Raw genomic sequence first — 20,334 nt, 5'->3', positions numbered from 1 at the left:
TTGGTTAAGAATTAAACTATCACACCGCTTCAATAATTCATTAGTCCGTACGTGGAGTTTTGTTAATTGTTGTGAAAGTCGTACTTTTAGCAGAGACAGAAAGGAATCCCATGATTGACCAGCCTTTAAAGACTGTTTTGGTGATCGATGATGAGCCTATGAACATCAAGGTCATCTCCGGCACATTAAAAGACAAGTACCGCGTACTCGTAGCGAAAAGCGGACAACAGGCGTTTGAACGACTAGAGCAGCAGCGCCCAGACCTTATTCTGCTGGACATTATGATGCCAGAAATGGATGGCTACGAAGTGTGTCGCACGATCAAGGCAGCACCTGCCACAGCGACTATACCAATCATCTTTGTCACGGCCATGAGCGAGCATGTGGATGAGGAAAAAGGATTTGCGGCTGGCGCGGTGGACTACATCACTAAGCCAATTTCCCCAGTCATTATTCAAGCACGTATTAAGAACATCTTAGACCTGATGGATGCTCAACAAGCCTTAACACGCCAAAATCAAGCACTTGAACAAACCGTGGCCGAGCGGACCTCTGAACTGCGCCTGACACAACACGTCACCATTCAGGCGTTAGCATCCTTAGCCGAAACCCGAGACAACGAAACCGGTAACCATATCCGCCGCACTCAGTACTATGTAAAAGCCCTAGCAGAACACCTTGCCAGTGTGGGTTATTATCAAGACGAACTCACCCCTACCAACATCGACTTACTGTTTCGGTCGGCGCCACTGCATGACATTGGCAAGGTGGGAATCCCAGACAATATTCTTTTAAAACCTGGAAAACTCACCCCAGAAGAGTTCGAAATCATGAAGAGCCATGCTTCTCTGGGGGCTCAAGCATTACTGTCTGCCCAAGAAACCGTCCCTGAGCTCGAATCTTCGTTTCTTCGCTATGCTCGGGAAATCGCCGCATACCACCATGAAAAATGGGATGGTTCAGGCTACCCCTATCAGCTGGCAGGGCATGATATCCCCATTGCTGGACGCATTATGGCCTTAGCAGATGTCTATGATGCCCTTATTTCTGAACGTATTTATAAGCCTGCTTTCAGCCATGAGAAAGCAAAAGCTATTTTGTTAGAGGGTAAAGGGAGACACTTTGACCCGAACATCACCGATGCTTTTATGGCCATCGAAGAAACCTTCGTCAACATAGCACAGGAATTTAAGGACTAGCCGTCCTTGGAGAGAAGATGCCCCACAATATTCGACGCAAAGTGATTGAGAAGTATGACCTAGAAAGCCATGCTGACCCTGCATTAACCACCTTGCTTAAAAGCATTGCCACCTTATTTGATATCCCCATTGCTCTGGTCACTATTGCCCGCGGACAAGAACTCCACCTCCATGCTCGACTTGGCATAGAAGCGGTCAGTGTGCCAGTGGAAGGGGCTTTTTGTACCGACGTAATTAATGAAGAACGTCTCATAGTCATTGATGACTTGGAACAACACGAACGCTTCAAAGACTTTGACGTAGTGAAACAAGACCAGCTTCGCTTTTATGCGGGCTGTCCTCTGCGCATGGATAACGTAGTAATCGGCACGGTTTGTATCATGGACACCAAGCCAAGAACGCTCACAGAGGAACAACAGCAAGCCCTGTCTCAACTCAGTGACTTCGTCAGTTCTCACCTCACCTTAGTAAATGAACACTACAATCTGGAAGCTGAACATAGCCTACTAGACAGCTCTCCAGCGGTACTGATTCGCTGGCGCTTCCGCAGTGGCATTGAGCTCCAAAGCATTACTCGCAATGTGGAGGATGTGCTGCATCTGAATTATGAAAAGCTCATGTCCAAGGAGCTTCATTTTGAACTCAGTCTAACCCCTGAAAGCCAAGACGAATTCAACTTCATGCTGCAGTCTCACTTGTCTGGGGTACAAACCACGGAATGTAATCTGGAAATTGCCTTACCCCACCGCAAGATATGGGTGCGCCTGCTATCAAAAGCCTTTTATAGCGATACAGGAAAGCTACACAGTATCCAAGCCATCGCCACCGATAACACAGAACACAGATACATAGAGCATCGACTCAATGAAGCCAACAAACAGATGCGTTTGTTACTGGAAGCCTCAGAGCTAGGCACATGGGATTACGATGTACTGACTGACACCACTAAGGTCAACCATCGTTGGTGCGACATCATTGGGGTGGATTACGAATTCTATGATGGCAGCACTCGGTTTTGGCAACAGCGCATTCATCCTGCGGATGTGACTCAGGTTAAAGCATTAATCGAGGCACACATGAAAGGGGAAACCAGTATCTATAGCGCCAGTTATCGCATGAGACATGAAAACGGTGATTGGATTTGGATCGAAACCTATGGACGTATTGTAGAGAGAGACGGGAACAATACTCCCCTACGGTTAGCGGGGACTCACCGAGACATCACCGAGCGCAAGATTGCGGAAATCAACCAAACTAAGCAGGCCCAACTACTAGGCTTCATCAATAAGGCTCGTGCCGCATACCTGGATAACAACGACTTGTCAGGCGCATGTCAGCAAATATTACCTGAGTTGATCGATATTGCAGACAGCCAGTTCGCCTTTATTGGACAAGTGGTCATAGAAGATGATCGCAGACGTCTCTTTATTCACGCTATTTCAGAATTAAGCTGGAACGCCGCCAGTGAAGCGCTGGTAGACCTCTATAAAGGTCGAAAACTGTATTTTGATTCTTTTGATAACTTATTTGGTAGCGTTATTACCACGGGTAAAAACGTCATCAGCAACCAACCCGCAAACCATACCGCAGCTCGGGGAACCCCTACTGGGCACCCTCCAATTTACCGCTTTATGGGGTTACCCATTGAAGTGCAAGGAGAGCTTGTAGGCATGATCGGTTTGGCAAACAAATTCGGGCACTATACGGAAGAAGACGCCAATTTTTTGAAGCCCTTACTAGACGCTTTAGGCGGACTTTTCTACGCCATTGAACTAGAAAAGGCACGTTCGGCTGCAGAAGATATGCTGCAACGTATGGCCATGACTGATGCCCTTTCCGGCCTTAATAATCGACGTTCCTTCTACGATTACGCCGCAAACCTGCAGAACGCTCCTGACACTTACTATGCCATGATTGATATCGATCACTTTAAAAAAGTGAACGACACCTATGGCCATGATGCTGGTGATGATGTGATTCGACACCTGTCTCAAGTGCTTAAGGATCAGCTTTCTCAGGATTGCTTTATTGCGCGAATGGGAGGGGAAGAGTTCTGCATTATCTTTGAGAATCAAGGGCCTGATCAGGTTCACCAACAGCTCGAAAACCTCCGTCAAACCATTGAACAAGATGCCATCGAAACCAATGGTCACAACCTCACAGTGAGTATTAGCATTGGGGTGGCAGAACTTGCTCAAAAGTCCAGCGACTCCACTTTAATCGACGCCGACAAAGCCCTGTATCAAGCCAAGCAACAGGGACGAAATCAGATCATCTGGTCGGATACATAAAGCGCTATCCTTAGCGCTTTATGCCTTTTACATCAAAAACCCTGATTAACACTTGTAGAAACAGGCAAGCCTCTTAGAGAATCGTGATAACCCAAAACTCTATGAACACGTATAGTAGTGAATACATTTTCCACCATTCATAGAGGATTTCCGCATGAAAACTGTTGGATACGCAGCTCATTCTTCTGAAGCTCACATGGTTCCTTATCACTTCGAGCGTCGTGCCCTACGAGGAAACGATGTTGCCATCGAAATTTTATACTCTGGCGTTTGCCACTCTGATTTACACACAGTGAATGGCGATTGGGGCCCGCAACCTTACCCTCTCGTACCGGGCCATGAGATCGTCGGTGTGGTTCAGTCCATTGGTTCTGACGTTAAAAACTACAAGGTGGGTGACCGTGTCGCCGTGGGCTGTATGGTTGATAGCTGCCAAGAGTGTGATCAATGTCACGCAGGAGAAGAGCAATTCTGCCGCAACGGTATGACTCCGACTTACGGCGCACCAGACCGCATTTCTGGAGAAACAACCCAAGGCGGTTACTCTAAGCACATCGTGGTACGTGAAGAGTTTGTACTGAGCATTCCAGAGGGCATGGACCTATCTAAGTCAGCCCCCATTCTGTGTGCCGGCATTACGACCTACTCACCACTGCGTAACTGGGGTGTGAAAGAAGGTTCTCGTGTTGGCGTGATCGGCCTTGGTGGCCTTGGTCATATGGCAGTGAAATTGGCCGTAGCCATGGGTGCCGAAGTGACTGCTATTAGCCGTACAGATAAAAAAGCAGCCGAAGCCAAAGAAATCGGCGCCAAAGGTCTACTGGCTTCTTCTGACGAAAGTGCTATGGCGGCTGCCGCAAGTAGCTTCGACCTGATCATTGACACCATTCCAACCAAGCACAACGTTGACCAATACACGCCTCTTTTGGCAGTCAATGGGTCTTTGGTGATCGTTGGACAAGTAGGCGAAATGGACAGTTTCTCCTCTTTCCCACTGTTATTCGGTCGTCGCAGTGTGGCGGGTTCATTGATTGGTGGTATCGCAGAAACACAAGAAGTGCTGAACTTCTGTGCTGAGAAAAATGTCTACCCAGAATGTGAAATCATCAAAGTAGATCAAATCAATGATGCGTTCGAACGCATGGCGAAAGGTGATCTAGCACACCGAATCGTTATCGACATGGCATCTCTTGAAGCATAAGACGATGCAACGCCCCCTCTTTGAGGGGGCTATTCCTGCCCCAAGGAATGATTAAGGAGCACACAGTGACCGCAAACTTACAACCGCTTATCGACCAAATTCGCCGTTACACATCAGGCGATGGCACCCATTTGACGCCACTAAAGTCCATGTCCTTCTTTACCCGATCAAAGCCTTCCACCTGTGACGCCAATATTTATAAGCCGTCCTTAATCGTTACCTTACAAGGTGAAAAGCAGCTGCATATATTTGGTGAAACCTGCGTATTTAAGCCCGGTGATTGTTTGATTACGGCGGTGGATATGCCCATGCTGTCGAACATGGTTAAGGCCACTAAAGAAGAACCCTATGTGTGCGTGATTTTTGAATTGGATACGGATGCGGCGGCGGATCTTATAACCGAAATGGATATCCCAACGGCGTCACCACCAGACAAAACTAGCCCCGCGGTGAGCATCACCTCTGTGAGCGATGACATCCTCGACATCATTAAACGGTCGTTGTCCCTGCTGGATAACCCTAGGGACATTCCTGTGCTGTATCCCATGCTAGAACGGGAGTTGATTTACCGCTTGCTAACCTCTGAACAAGGTTCACGCTTAAAACATAGCTGCGTATTAGACAGCTCCAGCCATAAGATCTCTCGGGCAATTAAGTACCTCAACCAAAATTACCGGGAAACGATTCGCGTAGAAGAGTTAGCTGAGCTGGTTAATATGAGTGTGTCGTCCATGCACAGCCACTTTAAGGCGGTCACTACCTTGACCCCGCTGCAATATCAAAAGCAGCTACGTCTTCAAGAAGCCCGTCGTCTGATTGTAAGAACCAGTGATGTGTCTAGCTCCGCCTATCAGGTTGGCTACGAAAGCGCTTCCCAATTTAGCCGAGACTACAGTCGTCTGTTTGGTTTGCCGCCGTCCCAAGATAAAATGAGACAGCAGCAAGAATATCAATAAGACGTAAACGAGAGACCTAGGCGGTCCCTTGTCGCTCCGAAAACTCCGTCTTAATCTGTAGGATTTGTGGCAGCTCTTTTATAAACAAGGGGATGAGTTCTGGGTCAAAGTGCTTACCTGCTTGTTCCTCAAGTAAAGCCACCGCGTCTTCGACTTTCCATGCAGGTTTGTAAGGACGTTCACTGGTTAGGGCATCAAACACATCAGCAATGGCCGCTATGCGCCCTTCGATTGGGATGTCTTTACCACTTAATCCATGGGGATAACCACTACCGTCCCATTTTTCATGGTGTGAAATGGCAATGGATCGCGCTAAGGCCACCAGTTGAGATTTAGGGTTCGAAAGAATGTCGGCACCTATCTGTGCATGGGCTTTCATTTGTCGAAATTCGTCATTATCCAGACGCCCCGGCTTCAGCAAAATATTGTCTGGGATCGCAATTTTACCCAAGTCATGCATTTGCGCCGCAAGCTGAAGCTCCATAGCCAATTCTTCGTCAATGCCTGCCGCTTTGGCTAACACATAAGAATACCGGCTCATACGCTGCACGTGCATACCGGTTTCGTTGTCCTTGTACTCCGCAGCACGGCCCAGTCGTTGAATCAGATCCACTTGGGTTGCCTTTAGCACGTCGGCTTGGACCAAGGACAATTGGGCTTTTACCCGAGCCATAACAATGGAAGGCACTACGGGTTTAGTGATGTAATCCACTGCCCCCATTTCGAATCCATGTTCTTCGTCTATGGTGTCTTTTAAAGCTGTCACAAAGATCACTGGGATGTTTTCTAATGACTTAGTGGCCTTCATTTTTTTGCACACGTCAAAGCCTGTCATGCCGGGCATCATGACATCCAATAACACCATATCCATGGGTTCTTTCGCCATCAGCTCCAGGGCCGCCATGCCCGATCTAGCAAACGCTAGACGGTAATGATCTTGTAGCACTTGGCGTAGGATCTTTAGGTTCGCAGGCTCATCATCCACAATCAGGATGCGGGGTAAAACTTTTTCCAGCAATGACATTCTATCGGTGTACCTTTAAATACTTGTTTGCGCTTCTTTAATACGGGTGATGGCCACATCAAAATCAAATTCGTCAACGGCATTGATCGCCTTACGAATGGTCGGACGTAGCCGCGCCCCAACGCCCTTTTCAAGGTTGCTAGCCAGCTCATCATCGATCTCACCAGACAGAGTAATTTGCAACCACTGCTCCAACATTTCATGCAGCTCATATCGGCTTAGCTCTGGCTCGTCTACTGGCGTGTCAGGCTTCGTATCTTCTGTCGGTGCTAACACCTGGACCTCTTGATCAAACACCTTCCATTGCATTTGAATTCGCTCGACTGCCTGGGTGACCTTGTCAAAACTCTGTTCCCGCAACACGTTTTCGAGTTGAGCATATAAGGGCAACAAAGGCAGCAAGGCCAAATTCCCAGACACCCCTTTCAAGGCGTGGGCATGCTCGGCAAGTCGTTTCCACTGCTCTGCTTTTGCTAGTTTACTCAGGGACTGAACGGTCTGGTCGTATTTATCATGGAACTTGATCACCTCAGATACATACATGGCTTCATCTCCCCATAATTCCGAACCTTTGGCTAAATGAACCACGTGGTAAGGGGTCAGAACCTGAGAGACCTCTTGTCGAGCTGTCGCCATTAGAGCCTCTGCGTCCAACTCTAACGCTCTTGCCATTTCTTGGGTCAATTGGGCAATGTTCACAGGCTTATTCGCAAATCCGGTCATCCCTGCTGCTTTCGCTTGCAGACGATCTTCTAAGAGAACACTAGCAGTCAACGCAATGATTGGGGTCTGCTCTAAGCTGTGGTCTTGTTCGTATTCGCGGATCGTGCGACTGGCTTCAAGACCATCCAGCACTGGCATTTGAATATCCATCAGGACAATATCTGGGGGATTCGTCTGGAACATTTCCACCGCTTCTTGACCATTTCGAGCCTGCCAAACCGTGTGGCCACGCTTGGTCAGCAGCAAGGTCAATAGAGTGATGTTCTCTTCAATGTCATCCGCCACTAGGACATTCATCGGCGGCAAATTAAGAATGTATTTGTCCCCCGCTAAGTCCGACTCGTTTGCCTCTTGAAGAGGAAGGTCGAAGTAGAAGCAACTGCCCTGCCCAATCACACTGGTGGCATTAATGTCGCCCCCCATCAGCTCAACGAGTTGCTTGGAAATAGTCGTACCCAAGCCTGTTCCGCCAAAGCGACGGCTCATGGAGGCATCCGCTTGAGTAAATGGCTCAAAGATGGCGTCAATTCTATCTTGGGCAATCCCTATGCCGGTATCCACTACCGCAAAACGCAACCAACCTTGTTTATTCGGTGTTTTGCTAATACGTAAATCCACGGATCCTTTCTCAGTGAACTTAATGGCGTTACCTACTAGGTTCATCAACACCTGACGGATTCGATCCTCTGCCCCCAACAGGACTGGCGGCAGATCATCTTGCACCTCTAACCCTAAAGTGAGGTCCTTGTTTTTGGCTTGCAACCAAAGGGTTGACACTACCATGTCCACACAAGCAGATAAGCGGAACGGAAGCTTCTCAATTTCAAGCTTGCTCTTGTCGAGTTTGGCACTGTCGAGAATGTCGTTCAGAAGGTGTAACAAAGATTGAGCCGAACGACTGATGGTTTGCAGGTGACTGCGAGCGTCAGTGGGTAATTCAGAATCTAGTAGGATGTCACTAAAGCCAATAATAGAGTTCATCGGGGTACGAATCTCATGGCTCATATTGGCTAGGAAAGCCGCTTTTGAATCCGCTGCTTCTTCTGCTTTTTGCTTCGCATGACGCAGCTCAGATTCCATGGCCTTACGCTCAGAAATATCCAGCATGACCCCATCAATCCACTTAGCGTTGCCAACCTCGTCGTACACTATGGTGCCACTTTCTAGCACCCATAGAATTCGACCATCTCGATGAGTAATACGGTATTCAAGCTCGTAACGGTCTTGAACCCCCACCGCCTGCTCAAAAAACTGCACCACCCGTGTCTGATCTTCCGACAGTAACCAAGAACCAAAACTTAAGGTGCCGTCTAGGTACTCTTTGGCATGATGTCCATTAAGGTCGAAAATGGCATCTGATAAAAACAAAGGAGTCCAGTTGTCATCTAATAAACAACGGAACGACACACCGGGAATATTGCGCACCAAGGAACTGAGCCGCTCTTCACTCTTGGTCACCCGAGATTCCATTGCTTTACGCTCAGAAATATCAGACACATAGGCAACGTAAAGCAGCTCACCTTCTCTTAAATTGATGCTGCCGATGCCCACTTGAATCGGAAATACAGTGCCATTTTTGTGTTTGGCTGAAATCTCTTTGGAGTTACCCAACACAGAAATCTTACTAGGATTAAAGTAATCCAGCATAAAACTGTCATAGTCTGGGTGATCAGCATCGGGCATCAACACATGAATGCATTGACCAATGAGCTCCTCTTGAGACCAACCAAAAATCCGCTCGGAAGCCGCGTTTAATTCTTGAATTTCACCTTTGGCATTAATTGTCATCAAACCATCGGTAGCGGTATCCAAAATAGCCTGTAGGCGCGCTTCACTGTCCGTTTTTTCTGCCAGCATCTGACGGTATCGCAATTGAGCGCTCACATTCATCGCCAACACAAACACAATCATCGAAAATAAGCCAACGGCGTACCCCATCATGCCATCGTCATTAAACGCGGAGCTGAAGGTCATTCCATTTGCCGTATCGTCGATGAAATAAGCTGCCGCCATCCCGGTGTAATGCATACCCGCGATCGCACAGCCCATAATAGGAGCGGCAACCAATTTAATCTTGATTGGAGACAGCTTTGGGAAGGTTTTACGCATGAAGGATCGTGTGCCTAAAGCCACACAAGCCAAAAACACCGCAACAAAAATAGAGGTGATAAACAGATAAGGGTTGTACTTAAGTGTCAGGTGCATTTCCATGGCCGCCATACCGATGTAATGCATGGCACCAATCCCTGCCCCCACAATGATACCGTTACGAAGGGTATTCGCGATGGAGTCAATGTTACGCACCAGAGACTTAATCACCATGTAACTGGCAACTAGAGCAGGAAATAAAGACAAGATGGTAATGCTAGGATCGTAGTGCATGCTATGAGGCATCACAAAGGCAAGCATGCCGACAAAGTGCATGCTCCAGATGCCGCCGGCGAGAATCAAAGCCCCTGAAAACTGCGCCACCATCTGATAGCGTTTTACAGAAATAAATCGGGCTGTTTCGGCCAATCGTAGGGCAAAGAAAGAAGCACTGGATGCTACGAGAACCGATAACACCACTAGAAAAGCATCATAATGCCCAGCCACAAGCGTAACGCCTGTAAGATCCGTAATGAATAAGGAAGACAGCCAATTCATAAAATATGTAATACCTAATTGCTTTGAAATAATATTGCATCAACCAATCAATCTCATCGCAATAAATCACTGAACGCAATTTTATGAATCTGAGAGCCGTCTTCCCTCTAGGCTAAAGATTAGGGTGATTAGTATACAGACAAGTGGTTTACGATTTTAAGCTCATACCTGAACTCGTCATTTTTTTTCACCTTTCGGTTAAAGTTAAATGCGCTTCTCTTGCACTTCTACCTACCTTTGCAGTACAAACGAGTGGCAAAATAATAAGGACGAAGGCTATGGCTCAAGCATTTAACACCACGCAGTTTCTCAAGCACCATACTCAAAGCATATTGAATTTTTACGAACCCGTCGCAAAAGACCCTCTCGGCGGATTCTTTCAAAACTTTCGCGACAATGGCGAAGTATTTGATTCAAAAACCCGCCATCTAGTGTCCTCTACCCGCTTTGTCTTCAACTACTCAGAAGCCTATCGCAGAGGCTACGGCGATCACTACGCTGATTGGGCCAAACACGGACTGGATTTTATAGAACGCCAACACTATATCCCTGCAACTGGCCACTACGCTTGGATGCTCGGAGAAAGGGACGATCATACCGCCATGGCCTACGGCCAAGCATTTGTGGTATTGGCCTATGCCCATGCTCACATGGCAGGGATCGTGGATGGAACGCAAAAACTAGACCATCTTTATAACTTACTCGAGACGCACTTTTACCAGCCAGAATACGAAGCCTACGCAGACGAGTGCAGTGCCGACCTAAGCACCCTTGATCCTTACCGTGGGCAAAACGCCAACATGCATATGTGTGAAGCCTTTATTGCCGCTTACCGTGCCATCGGTGACGAACGCTTCTTGAGTCGCGCCCAGACCTTAGCCAAACGCTTTGCGGGAGAACTATGTGACACGGCTGGCGGCATGATCTGGGAACATTACGATGCAAACTGGCAACCGGATTGGAAATATAATATCGATAAGCCAGATGACTTATTTAAGCCCTGGGGATTCCAACCAGGTCACCAAGTAGAGTGGACAAAATTACTGCTTCAGTTAGACCAACTGAGCCCTGATACTTGGTATCGAGAACGCGCCCAGTCTTTGTTTGATCAGGCGGTACAATACGGCTGGGATCAAGAACACGGAGGCCTAGTCTATGGCTTTGCTCCCAAGACCCATGAGTTTGCCGATGCACAGAAATACTTCTGGGTTCAGGCGGAAGCCATCGCCGCCGCTTATCGCTTATATAAGGTCACAGAAGATGCCACCTATTTAGGCTGGTATGAGCGCCTGTGGCAATACAGCTGGGATCATCTGATCGATCATCAATACGGTGCTTGGTACCGCATTGTTGCTAGAGATGGCAGCAAGATCACAGATGAAAAGTCCCCAATGGGCAAGGTGGATTACCACACATTAGGGGCCTGCTGGGATGTGTTGGACACCATGGCGCGCTAGTTATAACGCGAAATACAGAGATAAAAAAACCAGCCAAGGCTGGTTTTTTTATCTGTAAGCGCTACATGTTGGGATAGTTTGGACCACCCGTGCCTTCCGGCGTGACCCAAGTAATGTTTTGCGCTGGGTCCTTGATATCACACGTTTTACAATGCAAGCAGTTCTGAGCATTGATCTGAAATTTAGGTCCAGCCTCTTGCTCAACGATTTCATAGACCCCAGCAGGGCAATACCTCTGGGCAGGTTCAGCAAAATCGGACAAGTTACTGCCCGTTGGGATGCTGTCATCTGCCAAGGTGAGGTGGCAAGGCTGATCTTCTTCATGGTTGGTATTTGACAAAAATACCGACGACAATCGATCAAAACTTAACTTCCCATCAGGTTTTGGGTAGGTAATTTTATTGGTGTCATTGGCCTTTTCCATTTGCGCGTAATCCAGAGAGGTATCGCGCAAGGTGAGAGGCATTTTGCCACCAAAGATGTTTTGATCAATGAAGTTAAAGGCGCCACCCCAGAAGGTACCAAACTTATGCATGGCGGGAGCAAAATTCCGTGTGCCGTATAACTCCTGTTTGAGCCATGACTGATCAAATAGCTCTTGAAAGGTCTTATCTAACGACAGCCCGTCACTACCAAAGACCTTAGCCATGGCTTCTGCCGCTAACATGCCAGACTTCATTGCCGTATGAGTGCCCTTAATTTTGGCAACGTTAAGGGTTCCTGCATCACAACCGATCAACATGGCACCAGGCATGGTCATGGTCGGCAGTGCATTCCAGCCGCCTTTTGCGATGGCACGGGCACCATAGGACACACGTTCCGCCCCTTCAAGATATTGCTTAATAACAGGGTGATGCTTGAGACGTTGGAATTCTTCGTATGGGGACAACCAAGGATTTTGGTAATTCAAGTCCACGATCAAACCAACCATTACTTGCTGATTATCACCGTGATACAAGAAGAAACCGCCACTGGCTTCCTCCAATGGCCAACCTGCACCATGTATAACAAGACCTGGCTGATGCTTCTCAGCGGGAATCTGCCAAAGCTCCTTAATACCTAAAGCATAATGCTGGGGATCCGCGGAGCGATTCAAAGAGAACTTCTCAATCAATTGCTTGCCTAGATGCCCACGGCAACCTTCAGAAAACACCGTATAAGTCGCATGCAGCTCCATACCTTCCATATAGGTTGGTAATTGTTCACCTTTAGCAGACACCCCCATGTCTCCTGTGGCCACACCTTTAACCGAGCCATCTTCATGGTACAGTACTTCCGCCGCAGCAAACCCAGGGAAAATCTCAACCCCTAAGCCTTCGGCCTGCTCTGCTAACCAACGACAAAGATTGCCAACGCTGACAATATAGTTGCCATCGTTTTTCATGGTATTGGGCACTAGGGCATGGGGCAGTTCTTTTGCAATCTCTCCGTTTTTAAGCAAGTAGACTTCGTCTTTGCTTACCGGTGTGTTTAGAGGAGCGCCTAGCTCTTGCCAGTTGCTAAACAATTCATTTAATGCCCGTGGTTCAACCACTGCACCGGATAAAATATGCGCACCCACTTCTGAGCCTTTTTCCAGTACACAGACATTTAGATCTTCATTGAGCTGCTTTAATCGAATAGCAGTAGATAGGCCAGATGGCCCCGCTCCCACGATGACAACATCAAACTCCATCGATTCACGCATCACTGCACTCCTCTTTACTTATTATAATTTTTCCGTCAATTCAGGTAGGACCTCAAACAAGTCGCCTACCAAGCCATAATCTGCCACTTGGAAGATCGGAGCCTCTTCGTCTTTGTTGACCGCAACAATGACTTTTGAGTCTTTCATCCCCGCCAAATGCTGGATAGCCCCCGAAATACCAAACGCCATGTATAGATTAGGTGCAACAATCTTACCAGTTTGCCCCACTTGCATATCGTTTGGCACAAAACCAGAGTCTACCGCTGCACGGGACGCACCAACCGCAGCGCCAAGCTTGTCAGCCAAGGCTTCTAACAAGGCGAAGTTTTCACCACTGCCCACACCTCGACCACCTGACACAATCCGCTCAGCGGCAGTCAGCTCAGGACGCTCAGATTTCGTGAGCTCATCATTCACCCAGCTTGATAAGCCGCCATCCGCAGGGGCGTCTACAGCTTCCACGGACGCGGAACCACCCATTGCAGGGGCTTTATCAAATGCTGCGGCACGTACTGAAATGACCTTAGTAGCATCATTTGAAGTCACTGTAGCGATGGCATTACCCGCATAAATCGGACGCTGAAATTGATCCGGACTTAATACTGCTGTGATATCAGATAATTGCCCCACATCTAGTTTCGCTGCCACGCGAGGCAGTGCGTCTTTGCTAACGGAGTTTGAGGGTGCAACGATGTGGGAATAGTCACCAGCTAGAGAAACAATCAGAGCACTTAAAGGTTCCGCCAGCTCATGTTGCAAGCTCTCACCTTGGGCCAATAGCACCTTGGTAACGCCCTCACATTGGGCAGCTTGATCTGCAACGCCTTGAACATCGACACCTGCGACCAACACTGTTACATCGCCACCTAGTTGTTTCGCTGCAGACAAAGCACTTAATGTCGCTGGGGCTAGTGCTTCGCCATTGTGTTCTGCAATCAGTAAAGTAGCCATTTAGATCACCTTCGCTTCATCTTTTAATTTTTGAATTAACTCATCAACAGAGGCGACTTTGATGCCACCTTGACGAGCCGCTGGGGCTTCCACTTTATCAATTTGAATATGTTGTTTTGCTTCCACCCCTAGATCCGCCATAGACAGAGTTTCTAGTGGTTTACGCTTCGCTTTCATGATGTCTGGAAGCTTAGCAAAACGAGGCTCATTCAAGCGCAAATCTGTGGTCACTATGGCTGGCAAGGACAATTTCACCGTGCGCAGACCGCCATCGATCTCTCGGGTAACGGATACCTGGTCACCTTCAACCGCCACTTTAGAGGCAAAGGTCCCCTGGGGACGGTCCGTCAAAGCGGCCAACATTTGTCCCACTTGGTTATTGTCCGAGTCGATGGACTGTTTGCCTAAAATAACCAAGCCCGGCTGTTCTTTTTCCATTAATTTAGCGAAAACTTTCGCCACGTTTAATGGCTCAGCCACCATGTCTGTCTCTACCAAAATGGCACGATCAGCACCGAGAGCCAAAGCAGTACGCAACTGCTCTTGGCTAGCGCCAGCCCCCACACTCACAGCAATGACTTCTGTGGCAACACCCGCTTCTTTTAAACGAATGGCCTCTTCTACCGCGATTTCACAAAATGGGTTGATCGCCATTTTGGTATTACTTAAATCCACATCACTGTTGTCTGCTTTGACGCGAACTTTCACGTTGTAATCAATTACGCGCTTTACACCGACTATTATTTTCATGTTCGTCACCTAAGGATTCTTCTTTTGTAACAATAAACGCCAAATACCCTATAAGATTTGCGTGAATACTGGATTTCTTCAATAACATTAAACGCTAATTACGCTGACAGATTTTGGCATCTGATAAAGCATCTCAACTTGATCTGCACGATGTGACTGGACATTACGTAAGTTCAAAGACCCCTTATCAGTGACCTCGTGTGCATCTATGCTCGGGGCGACATGCTGCAAGAGAATCCGCTGTACAACCGTCGAGCTGCCAGTCCCCTGTGCGGCAAAGGCTTTTAGCTTCTCTTCAAATGCTGCACGCACCGTTGGATGATTCACCAGCTCTTCTACTGATAAATCCACGCCATTTTCTATCAGCGCTTGACAGTGATTCACATCTGGAAAAACGAGCCCTGTTATGTCACTTCGGTTAGAACCGCACAGAACAATGTCTTGGGCTAGCGGAGCGAAAGCACTTATAAATTTACTGCGTAACGTACCCGCACTCACCCAAGTGCCGCTGTCTAACTTAAAGTCCTCGGAAACACGGCCGTCAAATCGAAAGCCTCGGTTTGGCGTATTTTCATCAAGGAACGCAAACGCATCGCCAAGGCAGTAAAAACCTTCCTCATCGAACGCTTTTTGGGACAACTCTGGCTGACGCCAATAACCAGGCATCACGCTTACAGCTTTAACGCGCGCTTCCAACTTACCCTCATTGGGCACAAGCTTGATTGAGATACCTGGTGCAGGCGTACCAATCACGCCTGACGCACTTTCTTCAATTGAAGCAAATGTCACTGACGGTGCGGTTTCCGTACAACCTAAGCCGGTAACAATTGGGATCTTCTTGCCGGTGTGCTTGATCGAAAGCTCGTCGATGGCATCCCAAATATGCTGCGCCATGCCTGCCGCAGCAAAGAACATCAAACGTAAGCGGGAGAAAAACTGCTGAGCTAGAACATCATCCTGTTGCAGCTTTTTAACAAGTAATTCAAAGCCTTTTGGCACATTGAAATACACAGTAGGAGCCACTTCAGCTAGGTTTGTGAGGGTTTTATGGAAGTGTGTCTCTGTTGGCTTGCCATCGTCGAGATACAAGGAACCGCCGTTATACAAAGCAATGCTGACGTTGTGGTTACCTCCAAACGTATGGTTCCAAGGCAACCAATCTACCATCACAGGTGTTTCATCCTTCAAAAACGCCATGGTCTCACGGATCATCACCGCATTCGCACATAACATGCGCTGGGTGTTCATCACGCCTTTCGGCATCCCAGTGGTTCCAGAGGTAAATAAGATCTTGGCAACTGTGTCGCCATTTACCTCAGCGTTGCGCTTCTCTATTTCAGCATTGATTGGCATTTTCCAAAACTTAGAGAAGCCAATGATCGGGTTACTAATGAGGTTCGCTTTCACGCCATCATCCATGACTGCAACAGTCACATCTCGTTCACAGGTTGCAGCGATGGCTTTTTCATAGGGCGCTAGCTTATCGACAATCACTAAACCTGGCGTCAAGCTATCGATGACATGTTTAAGTTTGCTGTAATCGGTTGCAATCAATGAATAAGCTGGCGAAATAGGCGCATGTGGCACACCAATATAGCTACCAGCTAGGGCAAGCAGCAAATGCTGTACACTGTTACCACAAAGAAATGCAATGGGACGCTCGGGCGATACATTTTGCGTCAATAACCAAGACGCTAGTTCACGGACTTTTGTTAGGGTTTCTGAGTACGTGTATTCTTCCCATGCACCACTTGAGTCTCGCTGAGCAATACACACTGTATCAGGGGTTTTCTCCGCCCAATACGCGACGCGGTCAGTCAAACATCTTGCGTACTCAACTAACGGTGTTTGGCTATGTACAATCTGTTCCCCATTACTGCGTTTTTCTACGGAAACAGGGTGACTTACCACCTTTACAGGATGGAATTCGCTTGTCATTTTATACTCCTGAGACTTGTTATTTTTATTCGTTCAAAGAAGGTAAATGCCTCACCACAAGGGTGCTCTGCTATTTACGTGTTACGAAAATCGATACGCGTTTAAACCTATTACTTGGCTATTTACAGCACTTAATTCTGCAATTACATGTGGCAAAGAATAAGTGCTGTACACATCTAAAAGCGCTACGACATTTGCGAAATAATCAGGATCATCATTCATTGCTTGCTGAGCTTTTGCCGCAGTGCAAGCTAATTGCCAAGCGGTACAAAGCCCGCCCATGGCCATTAAAAACGGCACCGAGACGCAATCTAAATCTGTCACAGACTTGCTAGGGTTTAGAATCACTTGATCCAATGTCGCCACTAACTCATCGCACGCTTGCTCAATTCGGCCCGCACTTGTTTGCAACGCCGGGTATTGCTTCACGGAGCTGACATCCTCACGGATCAAAACAAGCAGCTCCGATAATGCGGTACCTTTATCCGCGCGTACTTTTCGATGCAGCAAGTCTTTCGATTGAATGCCCGTTGTACCTTCGTAAATAGTTGTGATTCGAGCATCGCGCATTATTTGCGCAATGCCTGTTTCTTCAACAAAGCCCATACCACCAAATATTTGCACCGCAGTACCGGCCATACGATTCGCTTGCTCTGTAGCAAAGCCTTTAAATATGGGGGTTAACAAGGCAATACGTCGGTGCGCTGAGTTGACCTGATCGGCATCTTGCGATTGTTCACTAACATCAATCAATGCCGCAATTTGATACCCTAAAGAGCGCAGCCCAAACGTTTCAGAACGCATGGTTAACAACATTCGCTTCACGTCTGGATGCTCAAGAATCGCAACACGTTCACCTTGCGTGCCAGAACCTTGAATACGTTCAGTGGCGTATTGCAAAGCCTTTTGATAAGCCAGCTCTCCAAGAGCTACGCCTTGCATACCACAACTCAATCGAGCTTCGTTCATCAACACGAACATTGCCATAAGACCTTGGTTGAGTTCACCGATTAACTCACCAATACAGGCATCGTTATCACCATAACTGATAGAGCAAGTCGGGCTACCATGAAGACCAGTTTTGTGCTCAATCCCTGTACAGCGTATGTCATTAAACTCACCTACTTCCCCCCCGTCTCCTACACGATATTTAGGAACAGCAAACAGTGAAATACCGCGGCTACCTGCTGGAGCATCCGGTGTTCGGGCAAGCACTAGGTGAACAATGTTATCCGCCATATCATGCTCGCCATAGGTAATGTAGATTTTTTGACCTTTAATTAAGTAATTGCCATTTTCTTGAGGAATCGCTTTGGTATTTAAAGCTCCCAAGTCTGAGCCTGCATTGGGTTCGGTCAGCGCCATTGCGACCGTCCATTCACCCGTTACAATCGGCGTCAAATAGCGTGCTTTAATTTTATCGGATGCGAATTTCAAAAGAATTTCAGAGCCACCTTGCGCCAACGCCGCAAACATAACAAAAGCGAGGTTGCTTGATAGCCACATTTCATTGACGGGCTGTGCAATGTATTTTGGTAACCCTTGACCACCGAACTCTTCAGGCAAGGCCAAGCCAATCCAACCAGAATCACGAAATTGAGCGTATGCTTCTTTCCAACCGGTTGGCGTGCTTACCTGACCTGCGTTGAACTGACATCCTTCGACATCACCAATGACGTTTAACGGCGCTAATACATTGCTGGCAAACTTGTTCGCTTCATCAATGATGACATTCGCCAGATCAAGATCGTAATCTGCTAAGCTTTCCAATTGAGCCAAGTTTTGGCGAGTAAATGCCTGCTCAACCAACCATTGCATGTCTTTGTAAGGGGCTTGGTAGCTCATAATCGACTCCTACTTAGCCGCCATACGAATCGCACCATCCAACCGAATGGTTTCGCCGTTTAGCATGCTGTTTTCAATAATCTGCTGTGCAAGTTGAGCATATTCGTCTGGATCACCTAAACGCGGTGGGAAAGGTACCGATGCCCCTAAAGATTGCTGCACTTCCTCTGGCAACACATCCATCATAGGCGTTTTGAAAAGCCCCGGAGCAATGGTCATTACACGAATACCGAAACGCGCTAGCTCGCGCGCGATTGGCAGTGTCATCGCAACTACTCCGCCTTTAGAAGCAGCATAACCCGCTTGACCAATTTGCCCGTCGTAAGCAGCAACAGACGCAGTATTAATGATCACACCACGTTCCAGATTAGACTGTGGCTCATTGTGCTGCATTTTGTCAGCAGCCAAGCGGATCATGTTAAAAGTACCAAGAAGGTTAATGCGTAAAGCACGTTCAAAAGAGGCCAGAGCATGTGGGCCTTCGCGGCCGACGACACGTTCAGCACCGGGAATACCAGCACAATTAATCACCCCATCAATCGAACCAAATGTAGCAATGGCTTGATCCAATGACGCGGTGACGGAAGCCTCATCGGAAATATCAGTAAGCGCGTACTGCACGCGTTGCCCAAGGCTTTCGCTGACTCGCTGCAGTCCTTGCTCGTTGATATCTGCTAACGATACCTTTGCACCTAAGCCGTGTAAGCGTCGAGCAACCGCTTCACCAATACCTGACGCTGAACCTGTAATTACAAAATGACGATTTTGAATTTCCACGACAAACTCCTATCGAATACTTATTGTTATGACGATCGACTACTTGTTTTTCTTGCGGTTTAGGAAAGCATCAATGCGCGCTTTCACTTCTTCGCTGGTTTGCGTGATGCCACAGATGAGAGACTCTGTGTACAAACCATCATCGGCTGCCATGCTGTCAATACGCGCTAAGCCTGTTGTCATAGCCCAATTTGAGTACTTAGAGTTTTTCGCAATGCTTTTAGCAAGCTCCATCGCTTTAGCAAGCGCCTGGCCGTCTTCTTCAATATAGTGGGCTAGCCCAATGCGGTAACCTTCTTCTGCGTCAACATCACGTCCCGTCAGCATCATTTCAGTCATACGGCTAGTACCAATGACGCGTGCCACATTTACTGATGCACCACCACCAACAAAAATACCGTGGCGACCTTCTGGTAAGCGGTAGAACGTATTCTTTTCTGTCACGCGAACGTGGGCGCAAATCCCTAGTTCTAAACCGCCACCAATAACCGCACCTTGCATTGCCGCTACAACAGGAATGCCAGACTCACGGATATGACCAAATACTCGGTGCCACATGTTGGAGTGCTTAACTACTTCGAATGGTTCACGAGCTTTGTGCTCGCTAAGATCTAGCCCTGCACAAAACTCAGGACCTGCACCGGACAGCACAATCACATGAACATCATCAGGTAGATTGATAAAGGCGTGCTCGATTTCTAGACACAGCGCATCGTTGATTGCGTTTTTCTTTTCAGGACGGTTTAGCTGAAGATGGCCAATACCGTTATCAGAAGTGAATTGGATGAATTGATAAGTCGTCATTCTCATGCCTCTATTTTTATGTTTATGGGCGAATAATTTATGATTTAAAAATATAATAGTTGTACTGCTAAACAAATGTCAATTA

At 47.6% G+C, this 20,334-nt stretch carries 14 protein-coding genes; 5 read left to right on the top strand and 9 right to left on the bottom strand.

The window, feature by feature from the left end:
- Positions 1–110: 110 nt before the first annotated feature.
- The 4 genes from ACFQ45_RS01775 (at position 111) to ACFQ45_RS01760 (ending at position 5,647) form a co-directional block, all read left to right on the top strand.
- Positions 111–1,199, top strand: a complete 1,089-nt coding sequence (locus ACFQ45_RS01775; protein WP_377364709.1) for a response regulator — start codon at positions 111–113, stop codon at positions 1,197–1,199.
- 17 nt (positions 1,200–1,216) lie between these two features.
- On the top strand, positions 1,217–3,490 hold the full coding sequence (locus ACFQ45_RS01770; RefSeq protein WP_377364707.1) for a sensor domain-containing diguanylate cyclase: 2,274 nt from the start codon (positions 1,217–1,219) through the stop codon (positions 3,488–3,490).
- A gap of 154 nt (positions 3,491–3,644) precedes the next feature.
- Positions 3,645–4,691, top strand: a complete 1,047-nt coding sequence (locus ACFQ45_RS01765; RefSeq protein ID WP_377364705.1) for an NAD(P)-dependent alcohol dehydrogenase — start codon at positions 3,645–3,647, stop codon at positions 4,689–4,691.
- Between the two features lie 65 nt (positions 4,692–4,756).
- A complete protein-coding gene (locus ACFQ45_RS01760) occupies positions 4,757–5,647 on the top strand; it encodes an AraC family transcriptional regulator (protein WP_377364703.1) in 891 nt (296 codons plus the stop codon).
- 16 nt (positions 5,648–5,663) lie between these two features.
- Here the strand turns inward: ACFQ45_RS01760 and ACFQ45_RS01755 are convergent, their stop codons facing one another.
- Positions 5,664–6,671: a response regulator gene (locus ACFQ45_RS01755; RefSeq protein WP_377364701.1), complete on the bottom strand. Its 1,008-nt coding sequence runs from the start codon at positions 6,669–6,671 to the stop codon at positions 5,664–5,666.
- A gap of 15 nt (positions 6,672–6,686) precedes the next feature.
- Positions 6,687–10,040 carry an MHYT domain-containing protein gene (locus ACFQ45_RS01750; protein WP_377364699.1) on the bottom strand — a complete coding sequence of 1,118 codons (3,354 nt, stop codon included), beginning with the start codon at positions 10,038–10,040 and terminating at the stop codon, positions 6,687–6,689.
- A gap of 278 nt (positions 10,041–10,318) precedes the next feature.
- On the opposite strand from ACFQ45_RS01750, the gene ACFQ45_RS01745 reads away from it, so the two are divergent.
- Positions 10,319–11,497 (top strand): AGE family epimerase/isomerase, encoded by a 1,179-nt coding sequence (locus ACFQ45_RS01745; protein ID WP_377364697.1) that lies wholly within the window; start codon positions 10,319–10,321, stop codon positions 11,495–11,497.
- 61 nt (positions 11,498–11,558) lie between these two features.
- Here the strand turns inward: ACFQ45_RS01745 and ACFQ45_RS01740 are convergent, their stop codons facing one another.
- The 7 genes from ACFQ45_RS01740 to ACFQ45_RS01710 form a co-directional block, all read right to left on the bottom strand.
- Entirely contained in the window at positions 11,559–13,184 is a 1,626-nt protein-coding gene (locus ACFQ45_RS01740) for an electron transfer flavoprotein-ubiquinone oxidoreductase (RefSeq protein WP_377364695.1), read from the bottom strand.
- A 21-nt stretch (positions 13,185–13,205) separates the two neighbouring features.
- Positions 13,206–14,135: an FAD-binding protein gene (locus tag ACFQ45_RS01735; protein ID WP_377364693.1), complete on the bottom strand. Its 930-nt coding sequence runs from the start codon at positions 14,133–14,135 to the stop codon at positions 13,206–13,208.
- The gene (locus ACFQ45_RS01730; RefSeq protein WP_377364691.1) at positions 14,136–14,885 is read right to left on the bottom strand and encodes an electron transfer flavoprotein subunit beta/FixA family protein; all 750 of its coding nucleotides are present in this window, start codon (positions 14,883–14,885) and stop codon (positions 14,136–14,138) included.
- An 87-nt stretch (positions 14,886–14,972) separates the two neighbouring features.
- Positions 14,973–16,823, bottom strand: a complete 1,851-nt coding sequence (locus tag ACFQ45_RS01725) for a feruloyl-CoA synthase (RefSeq protein ID WP_377364689.1) — start codon at positions 16,821–16,823, stop codon at positions 14,973–14,975.
- A gap of 81 nt (positions 16,824–16,904) precedes the next feature.
- Complete coding sequence (locus tag ACFQ45_RS01720) at positions 16,905–18,668, bottom strand: acyl-CoA dehydrogenase (protein WP_377364687.1); 1,764 nt, start codon at positions 18,666–18,668, stop codon at positions 16,905–16,907.
- Positions 18,669–18,677: 9 nt separating this feature from the next.
- Entirely contained in the window at positions 18,678–19,445 is a 768-nt protein-coding gene (locus ACFQ45_RS01715; protein WP_377364685.1) for a 3-hydroxyacyl-CoA dehydrogenase, read from the bottom strand.
- Between the two features lie 39 nt (positions 19,446–19,484).
- Positions 19,485–20,249 (bottom strand): crotonase/enoyl-CoA hydratase family protein, encoded by a 765-nt coding sequence (locus ACFQ45_RS01710; protein ID WP_377364683.1) that lies wholly within the window; start codon positions 20,247–20,249, stop codon positions 19,485–19,487.
- Positions 20,250–20,334 lie beyond the last annotated feature (85 nt).

Source organism: Rhodanobacter aciditrophus (genome assembly GCF_042679525.1).
Taxonomy (GTDB): domain Bacteria; phylum Pseudomonadota; class Gammaproteobacteria; order Pseudomonadales; family Marinomonadaceae; genus Marinomonas; species Marinomonas aciditrophus.
This window is presented reverse-complemented; position numbering and strand designations above follow the sequence as displayed.